The following is a 13,055-nucleotide window of genomic DNA, read 5'->3' as shown; positions in this document are numbered from 1 at the left end:
CAGTGCAGCAATGCTAAATGAAGCAGCGATCTCGTAGCGAGCCTTCATGCCGGCGCCGTGCCGGATCGTTGCCCATAGAGGGCAGAGATCAGCTTTGCGTCACGCGGTCGCCAATCCGGGTTGTCGACTTGCCTCCAGCCTCCATCGCCGGCGACCACGCGCGAGCGCATGCCTCCCGATCTCGCGATGATCTCGTAGTCCTGCCCTGAATTGGCGGGGTAGCAGAACAGCATCACCAGATCGCCTTCCCCGACAATGATCGAGCGGTGGATCCAGAATGGCGGAACATAACAGACGGTCTGGGCGTCGATCGGCAGGATGCGAACCTCGCCCTCCGGCGACTCCATCAGCATGAGACCGTGCCCTTTCTGGCCATAGTAGATCTCGGGCCGGTCGGCCTGCCTGTGGATGTGACCGCGCGTCATGAAATATTCGTCGCCGACCTTGCCTGGCGCGATGTGCGTGACGCCGAAAATCAGGTCGCCCGACTGCTCGGTCGGTCGGAACTCGGACACCTCGTAGACGATGCGCTCACCCCATGTCACGCGCATGGCTTCGAACGCCGCGGCGTCGGCATAGAGCCCGTCCAGATCGCGGAAGCGCTTTTGGTAGCTGCCGGTTGCATTTCCCATCGCACCAGTCGGCAGGTCGACCTTGCATCCAATGGGCTCAAACAGTCTCGTCAAAGGACTACCTCATACTGCATTGCAGGTGGCGTCGGCGCTGATCTGGCCCGCACCTCCTGCTTTCGACAAGACCACTTGCTTTGCAGGGCACGATTTGCTCTCCCTGTGCAGACCAGCCTGGAGGTTGCTGGATTATGGCAGATTTCGACCACGAAGCACACGACAGTGGGTTGGGCGGCATGCCGCCCTCGCTGCCTTAAGCAATCCGAGAGAACCGCCTTGCTCCTCCAAGTCGCCTTCGACAAGCCTGAACACCTGGCTCTGCTCCCGCAGATGAAGGAATTTGCCGACATTATCGAGATCGGCACGCCATTGCTGAAACGCCTCGGCCTCTCTGCCATCACCACGGCGCGCGAGCTCTGCCCTGAAGTCATGGTGTTGGCTGATACCAAAACCGTCGACGCCGGCCGGTTCGAGGCTGATATGGTATTCGGCGCCGGTGCCGCGTTCATGACGGTGCTGTCGTGTGCTTCGTCCGCCACGCATGAGGCGGTCGGAAAATGTGCCGCCGCCTTCGGCGCGACGGTCGTCGTCGACACCATCACCGAGGCGGGCAAGGCAGAATTGCTTCCCGTGAATGCTGTCTTCCCCGAAAGCTTCGGCTACATCGCGGTCCATTCGCCAACCGATGCGCGGCTGGCGGGCAACACCTCCACGTCACATATTGACGCCGTGAGAAAGATGCATGATCGCGGCTTTCTGGTTTCGCTCGCCGGCGGGATCGGCCCCGACACGCTGCAAGCGGTGATCGCAGTCGAGCCTGAAATCCTGGTGGTGGGCAGCGCCATCACAGAATCGGCAAGTCCGAAAGAGGTAGCCCGATGGATTCGCGACAGATTGCCCAATCCAGGCCGTGGCTGGCCGTGGGACAGGAGATAACCGACGTTCTTGGCCGGATCGACGCCGACGCCTTTGCAAGACTGGTGCAAGCGTTCGATGACCCCGATCGGCGATGGTTCTTTTCCGGGCAGGGACGCTCCGGCCTTGTCGCGCAAATGAGTGCGATGCGCTTCATGCATCTTGGTCGAGCGGTGCATTTCGTCGGTGAGGCATCGGCGCCATCGATCCGCAAGGGCGATGCGCTGCTGATCGTCTCCGGCTCCGGGGAAACGCCGGTCAGTACAGGCTTTGCCCGCATCGCCAAGGCGGAGGGCGCCAAGGTCGTTACGCTGACGCATCAGCCGGCCGGGACCCTGGCCGGCATTGCCGATGTCACGCTGCATGTCCCTGTCGAGAAATCGAAACAGTTTGGCGGCAGCCTGTTCGAGCAATCCTGCCTCATCCTGCTCGACTCCATTGTGCTCTTCATGGCCCAGCAGATACCCGACGCGCACAGACTGATGTTGCACCGCCACACCAACTTGCAGTGAGCATCGGTGACGCGGTGCGTTGGCCGGGAAGCCCGCGGGGCAGCTCACCTTCCGTCGCGGCAAGGCACTGGACTCGCTGCGCGATGCCGATATTGTGCTTGGCAAGCGTTGGTGCCGTGCTCTGGCGACGGCAGCCGACGGGGAGATACCGGCGGCTTGGTTCGCAGGAACATGTCCCGGTCAACACGGGAGGAAGTCTGATGAGAATTGGGGTCTTTCTGGCCGGCTTTTCGGCTTTTGCCGCGCTGGTTGGCGCGCCTGCCTTTGCCCAGGACAAGCCGTTTGCGGGGGTTACCGTGAACGTCATTACGCAGACCGGTGCGATTCAGGAGCCGCTGCAGCGGCGCGCGCCCGAGTTCGAAGCGCTCACCGGCGCCAAGATCAATGTCATCGCGGTGCCCTTCTCGGATCTCTATCAGAAGATTCTCACCGACTGGGCGAGCGGCACCAACTCGGTCGACGCCGGCGTGTTCGCCCCGCAATGGATGGTCGACTACATTGCCGGCGGCTACCTCGAGGACCTGACGCCGCGGGTCGAGGCCGACAAGGACATCCAGCAGGACGATGTGGGCGCGTTCTTCCGGGACTTCTCCGAGAAGTACAGCGGCAAGACCTACATGATCACGCTCGATGGCGACTTCCACATGATGTACTACCGCAAGGACGTGCTGGAAGCGGCCGGCCTGGCGGTGCCGAAAACCTGGGATGAGTATCTCGAAGTCGCCAAGGCCACGCATGGCAAGGACATGAGCGGCGATGGGACGCCGGATTTCGGCTCGTGCATCGCCAAGAAGCGCAACGCGCAGAGCTATTGGTTCGTCACCGATGTGGTCGGCTCGATGACCCAGTCCAAGGGAACCAGCCAAGGCACCTTCTTCAACACCAAGGACATGACGCCGCTCGTCAACAACGACGCCTTCCGCAAGGCGCTCGACTTCCTGTCTGAATCGACCAAGTACGGCCCGCCGGACGAGTTGAACCTCGACGTCAGCGATACAAGGCCGCTCTTCGCTTCCGGCCGCTGCGCGCTGAACCTCGACTGGGGTGATGTAGGCACGATCTCGATCGATCCGAAGCAGTCCAAGGTGATGGGCAAATGGGGCGCTGCGATCATGCCCGGATCCAAGGAGGTCCTGAACTGGGACACCGGCAAGCTAGAGGCCTGCACGGCAGAAAACTGCCCGCACGCGATCGACGGCGTGAACCATGCACCATTCGCCGCCTTTGGCGGCTGGGGCGGCGGCATCAACGCGGCGGCCGATCCGAAGGTGAAGGACGCCGCCTACGCCTACTTCTCGTTCATGACGCAGCCAGCGCAGTCGAATGCCGACGTTACCGTCGGCGGCACCGGGTTCAACCCGTACCGCACCTCGCAGCTCGGCTACAGCGACCTTTGGAAGAAGGCCGGCATGAGCGAGGAGGAGGCCAAAGTCTACTTGGGCGCGATCAACGACAGCATGAGCAGCCCGAACATGATCCTCGACCTGCGCATCCCACAAAATCAGAAATACCAGCAGGTCGTGCTCGACGAGGCGGTGTCGCGCTTCCTCGCCGGCGAAATCGACAAGGAAGCGACCGTCGCGGCGGTCGAGGAAGGCTGGAATGAGCTGAACGAAGAGGTTGGCAAAGACGAGCAGCTCAAACTTTACAAGGCGACCATCGGCGCCAAATAGGCAGCCAAGCAAACGGCCCGGCGTGGCATCGTCCGCGCCGGGTCTGATGCCTGCCCCACTTTCTCAGGGTATGATGACCGCAACCGACACGATGCCAGACGCTGCCGACCGCCGCAGCTGGGCCGAATGGCTGGACGGTCACTCAGGCCGGATCATGGTGCTGCCAGCCGTCGTCGTGCTTCTCTGCTTCGCGATTTTTCCGCTCATCATCTCGGCCTATCTCGCTCTTTCGCGCTTTGCGCTCGCGTCGGGCGGATTCACGTTGAAATTCATCGGACTTTTGAACTTCCGCAAGCTGCTGGTCGGCTCGCAGCAGTATCACCTGCTCGGTAAGTTTGGCACGTTCGGCTTTGTCCAATTCGCTTTGCTGGCCTTGATCGCGGCAGGGCTGTTTTTCCTCCTCGCCCGCTACTTGTTGCGTGGCAGGCCGACCGTCGTCGGCACGGTTGGTCGGCTTCTGGTGACCTCGATGGCGATGGGCCTGGCGGTTCTTGCGCTGGCCACCATGGCGCCGGGCGGCGTGCCGGGGACTGTCGTCAACACGCTTCTCTACGTGTTCGTCGGCGTGTCCGTGCAGTTCGCACTGGGGCTGGGCCTCGCGCTGCTGTGCGGCCAGCCGATCCGCGGCCGGAATTTCTTTCGCGTCCTCTTCTTCATCCCGCTGATGGTGACCCCGGTCGGCATCGCCTACACGTTCCGCATGCTCGCCGACATGCAGAAGGGGCCCTTCGCCCCGCTCGTGCGCGCTTTCGGCATCAGCGAGTGGTCGTGGGCCACGGAGGCCTGGTCGGCGCGGCTGATGGTGTTGGTCGGCGACACCTGGCAGTGGACGCCGTTCATGTTCATCGTGCTGCTGGCGGCCATCGAGAACCAGCCGCGCGATCAGGTCGAGGCGGCACGGCTCGACGGCGCCAACGGCTTCCAGATTTTTCGCGACATTACCTGGCCAGCGATCGCGCCGATTGCCGCTACCGTCGTGCTGATCCGGCTCATCGAGGCTTTCAAGATCATCGATCTGCCGAACGTGCTCACCGGCGGCGGCCCCGGCCTGGCGACGGAATCGATGACGCTCCATTCCTTCATTTCCTGGCGCACCCAGGATCTCGGCGGCTCGGCCGCTATCGGCTACATGCTGCTCTTCATCTCGACCATCGTATGCGTCTCGTTCTTCAACTTCGTGGTCCGGCCGGCGCGCCGGTTCGAAGCATGAGCACCGAGCCGCGCTCGCTGGCGCGCCGGCTGTTCGAGCCGGCCTCGATCGACAGCCAGGCGCCGGTCGCCAGGGTGCTGACCTATGTGCTGTTGTCCCTGTGGACGCTGGTTGTGGTGATTCCCCTCTACTGGGTGTTCATCACGTCCTTCAAGGGGCCTGGCGAGGTCGACAACGGGCCGTTCTATCTTCCGTTCGTCGACTTTGCTCCCTCGCTTCAGGCATGGGACTTCATGCTCGTGCAGAATTATACGCTGCGCCCTTACATGAATTCGGTCGTTGTCGCCGTCGCCAGCACGCTGCTCGCAGTCCTGATCGGCTCGCTGGCAGCCTACGCGCTCGTGCGTATCCGCTTCCAGGTGAAGCTCGCTGCCGTTGCAATCTTCCTGATCCTGCTCACCGCAATCATCGTGGCGGTGGCCACTTTCGGCGTGCGCTGGGAGATCGCCATTGTTGTGGCGGCAGCTCTCTTCGTCATTGCGCTGTTCACGCTCGTTGGACGCACAAAGCTTGCGGTCGGCAACAGCGACATTGAGTTCTGGATCATCTCGAACCGTATTATGCCGCCGATCGTCGCCGTATTGCCGATCTACGTGATGTTCCAGCAGATGCGCCTGCTTGACACGCAGGTGGCGCTGATCGCCACCTACACCGCCATCAACCTGCCGATCGTCGTGTGGCTGACGCGCGATTTCTTCGCCGGCATCCCGCTCGACCTCGAGGAGAGCGCACAAATAGACGGGGCCTCCAAGTTCCGCGTTTTCTTCACCATCGCGCTGCCGCTGGTGCGGTCCGGCCTAGTCGCGACCTTCCTGCTGGTGCTGATCCTTGCCTGGAACGAGTATTTGCTGGCCCTCTTCCTCTCCAATGCCGATGCGCAGACCATGCCGGTGCTGGTATCGGCACAGAACACGACCCGCGGGCCGCAATGGTGGAACATGTCGGTGTTGATAACCGTGATGATCGCCCCCGTGATCATCATCTCAAGCATCCTGCAGAAGCATATCGCGCGCGGACTGCTGGTCGGCGCAGTGAAGGGCTAGTCATTATGCGGGTCACCCTGTCCGATATCTACAAGTCCTTCGGCGCGGTCGAGGTGGTCAAAGGGCTCGACCTGGAGATCGAGGACGGCGAGTTCCTGGTGCTGCTCGGCCCTTCAGGCTGCGGCAAGACGACAGCGCTGCGCATGGTGGCCGGGCTTGAATCGGTGAGTTCCGGCCGCGTCCTCATCGGCGACCGCGACGTCACCCATGTGCTGCCCAAATATCGCGACGTGGCGATGGTGTTCCAGTCCTACGCGCTCTATCCGCACATGACGGTTGCCGAGAACATCGCATATCCGCTGAAGCTGCGTGGCATGCCGCGCACTGAGCGCGACGCCGCCGTGCGCAGCGCCGCCGTCAAGGTGCATCTCGAGGAGTTCCTCGACCGCTATCCGCGGCAGCTTTCCGGCGGTCAGCGGCAACGCATCGCGCTCGCCCGCGCCATGGTGCGGCGGCCGAGCGTCTTCCTGATGGACGAGCCGCTCTCCAACCTCGACGCCAAGCTGCGCGGCCACATGCGCTCGGAACTGAAGCGCCTGCAGGCCGATCTGGGCGTGACGACGATCTACGTCACCCACGATCAGATCGAGGCCATGACCCTGGCGCACCGTGTTGCCATCATGAACCGCGGCGTCGTGCAGCAGATCGCGACGCCCCGTCAGATCTACGACGATCCGGCGAACCTGTTCGTCGCCGGATTCATCGGCTCGCCGCCGATGAATTTTCTTAGGGGCGAGCTGGTCGAGGGTAGCTTCGCCTGGGCGGAAGGGCGATTTGCGACCAGCGTTGCCGAAAGCCGTAAGAAGGTCACTGCCGGCCTCCGGCCCGAGGATTGCCGGGTCACGGCGCCATCGGAGGGCAAGATTGCGGCGCGAGTCTATGCCGTGGAACTGATCGGCGATCATACCTTGATCACCTGCCAGTTCGGTGGGGCCACAGTAACCGTCAAGGCCGACAAATCGGCGCACTACGACATGGATGAGCCGATCGGCATCACCTTCCAGGATACTGCCGTCTTTCTGTTCGATGCGGAAACCGGAGCCCGCATCGGCGGCCGCGGCCGTGGACAGGCGGCCGCGTGACTTATGCATGTCATGTCGTTATCGCAAAACCACTGCGCACCCTCGGGTCAGGCCCAAGGGGCACGCTTTTGCGCGACATACATTAATTCTCCTCCACGAACACCTCTTCGCGCTTCTTCTTGACCGCCGGCAGGAAGACGATGACGAGCACGGCGAAGGCGATGAACAGCAGGCCGGCGCTGATCGGCCTCGTCACGAAGGTGGTCGGGTCGCCGCGCGCGAGAATCATGGCGCGGCGCAGGTTTTCCTCGAGCAGCGGGCCGAGCACGAAGCCGAGCAGCAGCGGCGCCGGTTCGCAGCGCAGCTTGGTCAGGAGATAGCCGAGCAAGCCGAAGAAGGCGACGGCGTAGAGGTCGTAGATGTTGGTGTTGACGCTGTAAACGCCGATCGAGCAGAACGCCATGATGATCGGGAAGAGCACGTAGTAGGGGATCGTCAGGAGTTTCACCCAAAGCCCGATCAGCGGCAGGTTCAAGATGATCAGCATCAGATTGCCGATCCACATCGAGGCGATGATGCCCCAAAACAGCGCCGGCTGTTCGATCGCGACATTGGGGCCGGGCACGATGCCCTGGATGATCATCGCGCCGATCATCAGCGCCATGACGGGGTTGGCCGGAATGCCGAGCGTCAGCATCGGGATGAACGAGGTCTGCGCACCGGCATTGTTGGCCGATTCCGGTCCGGCGACGCCTTCGACGGCGCCCTTGCCGAATTCCCCGGGGTTTTTCGAGATGCGTTTTTCGACCGTGTAGGAGGCAAAGGCTGCAAGGATCGCGCCGCCTCCCGGCAGGATGCCTAGCGCCGAACCGATGATGGTTCCGCGCACGATCGGCGCCGCCATGCGGCGAAAGTCGTCGCGGGTCGGCATCAGGCCGGAGACGCTTCGGATCATCACCGAGCGCTCGTGCTCGTTTTCGAGGTTGCGCAGGATCTCGGCGACGCCGAAGACGCCGACCGCCACCGCGACGAAATTCAGCCCGTCGGCATATTCGCGGATGCCGAGCGTGAAGCGCGGCGTGCCGGTGTAGATGTCGGTGCCGACGATGCCGAGCAGCAGGCCAAGCACGACCATCGCCAGCGCCTTGACGATCGAGCCGTGGGCGAGCGCGACGGACGAGACGAGGCCGACGATCATCAGCGAAAAATACTCGGCCGCGCCGAATTCCAGCGCGATCGCCGTCAGCGGCGGGGCAAAGACGGCGACGAGGAAGGTCGACACCGTGCCGGCGAAGAACGAGCCTATCGCCGCGATGGCGAGTGCCGCCCCGGCGCGGCCGTTCTTGGCCATCTGGTAGCCGTCGATGGCGGTGACGGCCGACGAGGACTCGCCAGGCATGTTGATGAGGATGGCGGTGGTCGAGCCGCCATATTGCGCGCCGTAATAGATGCCGGCGAGCATGATAAGGGAGGAAACCGGGTCGCCGATCTGGAAGGTGATCGGCAACAGCATGGCGATGGTGGCGGTGGCGCCGATACCGGGCAAAACGCCGATCAGCGTGCCGAGAAGGACGCCGATCAGGCAGAAACCGAGATTTGCCAGCGACGAGGCCGTCGAAAAACCAAGCGCGAGGTTGTCGAGGAGTTCCATGTTCATCTCCTCAAAATTGCAGCCACGGGCCGAAGCGCCGGAACGGCAGGCCGAGCGCATAGCTGAAGACGAGGAACGCAAACAGCGTCAGGCCGGCGGAGAGCACGAGCGCGGTCAGCGGCCTCATGCGACCGCTGGCAAAGGATGCGATCAGCGCCGTCAGGAAGATCGAGGGGAGGAAGCCGAGGCCGCGCACGGTCAGGCCGAAGAAGATCGGGGCAGGCAGGATGAACAGCATGCCACGCCAGGCTACATGGCCGATCGGCTCGCTCTCGAAGCGCACCGCTTCGACGAGGATGACGGCGCCAAGCAGGATCAAAACGATTGCCAGGACCAGCGGGAAATAGCCCGGTCCCATGCGGAAGGCGGTGCCGATTTCGAGGTCGAGCGACTGCAGCGCGAAAAATCCGCCGAGAAAGATGAACAGCGCGGCGCATATGCCGTTGGTCGTGTCGATTGTGAAGGGTTTCATGACGTCCTCCCAGGCCCGCGCCGCGGGCGCGCCGATGCCGGTGTGAAAATGGGGCCGGTGTGAAAAAAACGGGGCGCTGGTGGGCGCCCCGTTCAAAATCTCAGTCGGCGTACTGGCCGGCGGCTTCGATGATCGGCTTCCAGCGCGCGATCTCGCCCTTCAGCTTGGCCTTCAGCGCGGCCGGAGTCGCATCAGCTTCAGGCGATGGCTTGGTGCCGAGTTCGGCGAAGCGGGCGACGACATTCGGGTCCTTCAGCGCGACCTGAAGCGACTTCGACAGGCGTTCGGTGACCTCTGCCGGCGTGCCCTTGGGCGCGTAGAGGCCGTGCCAGATGCCGACCTGCACCTCCGGGAGACCGGCTTCCGTCGTCGTCGGGACGTCCGGCAGAACATCGAGGCGTTCAGCCGAGGTGACGGCGTAGACCTTGATCGTGCCGCCCTGGATCTGCTTGGTGGTGTTGGTCGACTGATCGCACATGATGTCGACCTGGCCGCCGAGAAGGTCGGTCATGGCCGGTCCGGTGCCCTTGTAGGGCACGGTGACCAGCGGCGTGCCGATCGCGCTCATGAATAGCATGCCGCACAGATGCGAGGCCGCGCCTATGCCGGCATTGGCGACGGTGACGGTATCCTTGTTTGCCTTGGCGTAGTCGACCAGCCCCTTCAGGTCGGTCGGCTCGAGGTCCTTGCGGCCGACGACGGTCATCGGCACCTCGGTGACGAGGCCGACATATTCGAAGCTGTTCAGCGTGTCGTATGCGAGCTTTCTGTACAGCGTAGCGCTTGTCGCCATGCCGATATGATGGAGGAGAAGCGTATAGCCGTCGGGCTCGGCGCTCGCGACGCGACCGGCGCCCAGCGTGCCGCCGGCGCCGCCGACATTCTCGACGATGATCTGCTGGCCGAGATCCTTCGACATGGCTTCCGCGACGAGGCGCGTGACCGTGTCGGTCGGGCCGCCGGCCGAAAACGGCACCACCACGGTGATGGTGCGTTCGGGATAGGTTTGCGCGCCCGCGGCGAACGAATACAGCGTAGCGGCGGCGGCCAGAGCGGCGGCGAATCTTCTCATCTCAATTTCCTCCCAGGATATGAATTCCCAACCGCCTCCTGGAGTTCTTCTCAACACCGGCTGCGGGTGGACCAATAACTAGCGTAACCTAGCGGATTGCAATCGGACTCAAGCCGCATGGTGCTATTATACACAAGTCCGCGCAAATGGGTGAAAAGGTGCCGTCAGGCCGGAGGCGGACTGCCGGACGCCCAGCGGTCGAAGATGGCATGTTTAACGAGCACAGGTCGCGGACCGACCTGTGGCATTTCCCTCTGGATTATGCGGTGTAAGTGGAGATCGGCTCTCCTGATGTCGACCTGCGAATCGCATGTTCGACGCCGCGGAGCTCGGCCAATCCCTTGAGCCGACCGATGGCCGGATAGCCGGGCTGCGCCCCGCGCGTCAGGTCATCGAGGATATCCTGGCCGTGGTCGGGGCGCATCGGGATGACGGCGTCCTGGCGTCCTTCCACTTTGCGCCGCGCTTCCTCGCGAAGCAGCGCCGCCACCACCGCCACCATGTCGGTGTCGCCGGCAAGGTGCTCATCCTCGTGGAACGAGCAGGGGGTGCCGGCCGCTTCCTTGCGCACATTGCGCAGATGGGCGAAGTGGATTTTTGGCCCCATCCGCTCGATCATGCCGGGCAGATCATTATCGGGTCTTGCGCCGAGCGATCCGGTGCACAGCGTCGCGCCGTTGGCCGTGCTGTCGACTGCGTCCAGAACGTAGCTGTAGTCGGCCTCAGTCGACATGATTCGCGGCAGGCCGAGCAGCGGAAACGGCGGATCATCGGGGTGACAGCAGAGTCGCAGGCCGAGGCGTTCGGCCGTGGGCACGACCTCCGCCAGGAAATCGACGAAATGCCGTCGCAGGGTTGTTGCGTCGATGCGGTCATAGTTTGACAGTTGAGCCGCGAGGCCGTCGAGAGACGTGTCTTCGGTCGAGCCGGGCAGGCCGGAATTGACGCTTCTTGCCAGAATCTTGCGCGCACGGTCATCCATTTGCGCATATCGGCGCGCCGCCTCGGCGGCGATCTCCGGTGTGTAGTCGCCGGGCGCCGCCTGGCGTTTCAGGATATGGATGTCGAATGCGGCGAAGTCGATCAGATCGAAGCGCATGGTGGTGCCGCCATGCGGCAGGCGCCAGGCAAGATCGGTGCGGGTCCAATCGAGCACGGGCATGAAATTGTAGCAGATGACCGAAATGCCGGCTCGCGCCAGGTTTTCCAGCGATGTCCTGTAGTTGGCTAGATGGCTGCGCCATTCGCCGACCTGCGTCTTGATCGCTTCGGAAACCGGCAGGCTTTCGACAATCTCCCAGCTCAGTTCGCTTGCGCTGCCATCCGGCAAGGACGCGACTTCGCGCTGACGCATTTCGATTTCGGCGGGCAGCCAGACGGCGCCGTGAGGAACGTGGTGAAGGGCCGTGACGATGCCTTGGGCCCCGGCTTGACGCGCATCCGCAATCGTCACCTCGTCGACCGGGCCGAACCAACGCCACACATGTCTCATTCGAACACTCCGTTAAAAAGAATCGCCGCGCGGCTGCCCGCGCTCCTGCCGCGGTGACCGACCTGCTGCTTTTCTTCATCCGCTGCTATCAGATTTCGATGTCGGCGCGAATGGCGATAGCGGCTGGCGTCAATCAGCGCCAGCGCGAAATTCCTTGGCTAAAGCGCGTCGCGTCTGCGACGCGCTTTAGCCTTTTGTTTTTGTGCATGTCGTTGACCCAAAACCGCTGCGCACTTTTGGGCGACATGCATTAGAGCAGCGCTTCGTACAGATCGCCGATCTTTTCAACTTCGAAATCCGCCGCCCTGCTTTTCAGGATGGCGACAGAAGTGGGGTGGTCCAGCATGTCAGCCATCGCCTTTGCCATAGCCGCGGCATCGCCGACCGGCACCAGGGCGCCGAAACGGCCGTCACCGAGAATCTCGCGCGGGCCATGTGGCGCATCCGTGGAGACCACCGGGACGCCCGCAGCCATGGCCTCGACCAGCACATTGCCAAAGCCTTCGCTCGTCGAGGAAAGCACGAACAGATCGGCTGCGGCATAACAGGCGGCTGGGTCGTTGACGTAGCCAGCAAAGAGCACGTCCGCGCCGATACCGGTTTCCTCGGCATAGGCGCGCAATTCGGCAGCCAGCGGACCTTCACCGAAGATGACAAGCCGAGCGCGGCGGCCGGCGCGCAGGATGGCGAAAGCCCGCAGCAAGGTCCGATGGTCCTTGACCGGCACCAGGCGCCCGGCGGTGGCGATGACCGGGCCATCGCCCATCCTCGCCAGCTGTGGCTGCCATGCATGGGGATCCTGCTGGAGCGCCGCAACCGGCGGCAGCGGATTGTTGATGACGACAATTTTGGATTTGGGAAAGCCGCGGGCCGCAAGGTCGCGGCCGACACCCGCTGAGACGGCGATGGCTTTGGTTGCGCGCGCTGCAACCAGCGCGGAAAGCCAGACCGCTATTCTCGCGCCGAGACTGCTGGAAGGCAATGAGGCGGCTGCGTGGAAGCTTGGAAAGAACCGCGCCCGGCTTCGCGCCAGGAGAAGCGCCAGCGCCACGACCAGATTGGCAAATTCCGGGGCGCTGTAGACCGCATGCGGACCAAGGCGGCTGAACAAACCTGCGCTTCGCACGATGGCTTTCAGCGTCTCCCACTTGCCGTAACCTTCGCCCTGGATGGGAAGGTCGAAATCGACCAGATGCACGGCGGGGGAGCGCAGCGCGGCGTTGGGTCCTTGCGCGTTCCAGGTAAAAAGGGTGACATCGTGCCCACGCGATGCCAATTCATTTGCCATGAGGACGAAGACACGCTCGGCGCCGCCGCCCCTGAGACTGGCGATGTGAAAGACAATGCGCTTCGCCATGCCTGGA

General features: G+C 63.1%; 13 protein-coding genes. 7 read left to right on the top strand and 6 right to left on the bottom strand.

Features of this window, described 5'->3' with window-relative positions; all coding sequences use genetic code 11:
• Positions 1-44: 44 nt before the first annotated feature.
• Complete coding sequence (locus BLT09_RS22135) at positions 45-686, bottom strand: glucose-6-phosphate isomerase (RefSeq protein ID WP_091596673.1); 642 nt, start codon at positions 684-686, stop codon at positions 45-47.
• 273 nt (positions 687-959) lie between these two features.
• Between BLT09_RS22135 and BLT09_RS22130 the strand changes: the two genes are divergently transcribed.
• The 6 genes from BLT09_RS22130 (at position 960) to BLT09_RS22105 (ending at position 7,064) form a co-directional block, all read left to right on the top strand.
• Positions 960-1,565 (top strand): orotidine 5'-phosphate decarboxylase / HUMPS family protein, encoded by a 606-nt coding sequence (locus BLT09_RS22130; RefSeq protein WP_244529111.1) that lies wholly within the window; start codon positions 960-962, stop codon positions 1,563-1,565.
• Positions 1,508-2,056, top strand: a complete 549-nt coding sequence (locus BLT09_RS22125; protein WP_091596670.1) for an SIS domain-containing protein — start codon at positions 1,508-1,510, stop codon at positions 2,054-2,056. Before BLT09_RS22130 ends, BLT09_RS22125 begins: the two co-directional genes overlap by 58 nt.
• 200 nt (positions 2,057-2,256) lie before the next feature.
• Positions 2,257-3,729 (top strand): ABC transporter substrate-binding protein, encoded by a 1,473-nt coding sequence (locus BLT09_RS22120; RefSeq protein ID WP_091596667.1) that lies wholly within the window; start codon positions 2,257-2,259, stop codon positions 3,727-3,729.
• A 91-nt stretch (positions 3,730-3,820) separates the two neighbouring features.
• A complete protein-coding gene (locus BLT09_RS22115; RefSeq protein WP_167366499.1) occupies positions 3,821-4,939 on the top strand; it encodes a carbohydrate ABC transporter permease in 1,119 nt (372 codons plus the stop codon).
• Entirely contained in the window at positions 4,936-5,982 is a 1,047-nt protein-coding gene (locus BLT09_RS22110; RefSeq protein WP_023797762.1) for a carbohydrate ABC transporter permease, read from the top strand. The genes BLT09_RS22115 and BLT09_RS22110 overlap by 4 nt, the downstream gene beginning before the upstream one ends.
• Positions 5,983-5,987: 5 nt before the next feature.
• Positions 5,988-7,064, top strand: a complete 1,077-nt coding sequence (locus BLT09_RS22105; protein WP_091596661.1) for an ABC transporter ATP-binding protein — start codon at positions 5,988-5,990, stop codon at positions 7,062-7,064.
• An 82-nt stretch (positions 7,065-7,146) separates the two neighbouring features.
• Here BLT09_RS22105 and BLT09_RS22100 read toward each other — a convergent pair whose 3' ends face one another.
• The 4 genes from BLT09_RS22100 to uxuA form a co-directional block, all read right to left on the bottom strand.
• Positions 7,147-8,655 (bottom strand): tripartite tricarboxylate transporter permease, encoded by a 1,509-nt coding sequence (locus BLT09_RS22100; RefSeq protein ID WP_027151366.1) that lies wholly within the window; start codon positions 8,653-8,655, stop codon positions 7,147-7,149.
• A 10-nt stretch (positions 8,656-8,665) separates the two neighbouring features.
• Complete coding sequence (locus BLT09_RS22095; protein WP_023797766.1) at positions 8,666-9,127, bottom strand: tripartite tricarboxylate transporter TctB family protein; 462 nt, start codon at positions 9,125-9,127, stop codon at positions 8,666-8,668.
• Between the two features lie 100 nt (positions 9,128-9,227).
• A complete protein-coding gene (locus BLT09_RS22090; RefSeq protein WP_091596658.1) occupies positions 9,228-10,199 on the bottom strand; it encodes a tripartite tricarboxylate transporter substrate-binding protein in 972 nt (323 codons plus the stop codon).
• A 259-nt stretch (positions 10,200-10,458) separates the two neighbouring features.
• Positions 10,459-11,691 carry a mannonate dehydratase gene (gene uxuA, locus BLT09_RS22085; RefSeq protein WP_091596655.1) on the bottom strand — a complete coding sequence of 411 codons (1,233 nt, stop codon included), beginning with the start codon at positions 11,689-11,691 and terminating at the stop codon, positions 10,459-10,461.
• Between the two features lie 53 nt (positions 11,692-11,744).
• On the opposite strand from uxuA, the gene BLT09_RS34375 reads away from it, so the two are divergent.
• Positions 11,745-11,945, top strand: a complete 201-nt coding sequence (locus BLT09_RS34375) for a hypothetical protein (RefSeq protein ID WP_091596654.1) — start codon at positions 11,745-11,747, stop codon at positions 11,943-11,945.
• Here the strand turns inward: BLT09_RS34375 and BLT09_RS22075 are convergent.
• Complete coding sequence (locus BLT09_RS22075; RefSeq protein ID WP_091596651.1) at positions 11,942-13,048, bottom strand: glycosyltransferase; 1,107 nt, start codon at positions 13,046-13,048, stop codon at positions 11,942-11,944. The two genes, BLT09_RS34375 and BLT09_RS22075, sit on opposite strands and share 4 nt — an antisense overlap.
• Between the last annotated feature and the right edge of the window lie 7 nt (positions 13,049-13,055).

Origin of the sequence: Mesorhizobium muleiense (assembly GCF_900099905.1) — a bacterium.
GTDB classification, from domain to species: Bacteria; Pseudomonadota; Alphaproteobacteria; order Rhizobiales; family Rhizobiaceae; genus Mesorhizobium; species Mesorhizobium muleiense.
The sequence above is the reverse complement of the archived record's forward strand: the minus strand, read 5'-3'. Positions and strand labels throughout refer to the sequence as shown.

Bases quoted from the DNA above. Each gene is read 5' to 3' on its own strand.
- BLT09_RS22130 (WP_244529111.1), top strand. From the start codon at position 960: ATGAAGGAATTTGCCGACATTATCGAGATCGGCACGCCATTGCTGAAA.
- BLT09_RS22125 (WP_091596670.1), top strand. From the start codon at position 1,508: ATGGATTCGCGACAGATTGCCCAATCCAGGCCGTGGCTGGCCGTGGGA.
- BLT09_RS22120 (WP_091596667.1), top strand. From the start codon at position 2,257: ATGAGAATTGGGGTCTTTCTGGCCGGCTTTTCGGCTTTTGCCGCGCTG.
- BLT09_RS22115 (WP_167366499.1), top strand. From the start codon at position 3,821: ATGCCAGACGCTGCCGACCGCCGCAGCTGGGCCGAATGGCTGGACGGT.
- BLT09_RS22110 (WP_023797762.1), top strand. From the start codon at position 4,936: ATGAGCACCGAGCCGCGCTCGCTGGCGCGCCGGCTGTTCGAGCCGGCC.
- BLT09_RS22105 (WP_091596661.1), top strand. From the start codon at position 5,988: ATGCGGGTCACCCTGTCCGATATCTACAAGTCCTTCGGCGCGGTCGAG.
- BLT09_RS22100 (WP_027151366.1), bottom strand. From the start codon at position 8,655: ATGGAACTCCTCGACAACCTCGCGCTTGGTTTTTCGACGGCCTCGTCG.
- BLT09_RS22095 (WP_023797766.1), bottom strand. From the start codon at position 9,127: ATGAAACCCTTCACAATCGACACGACCAACGGCATATGCGCCGCGCTG.
- BLT09_RS22090 (WP_091596658.1), bottom strand. From the start codon at position 10,199: ATGAGAAGATTCGCCGCCGCTCTGGCCGCCGCCGCTACGCTGTATTCG.
- uxuA (WP_091596655.1), bottom strand. From the start codon at position 11,691: ATGAGACATGTGTGGCGTTGGTTCGGCCCGGTCGACGAGGTGACGATT.
- BLT09_RS22075 (WP_091596651.1), bottom strand. From the start codon at position 13,048: ATGGCGAAGCGCATTGTCTTTCACATCGCCAGTCTCAGGGGCGGCGGC.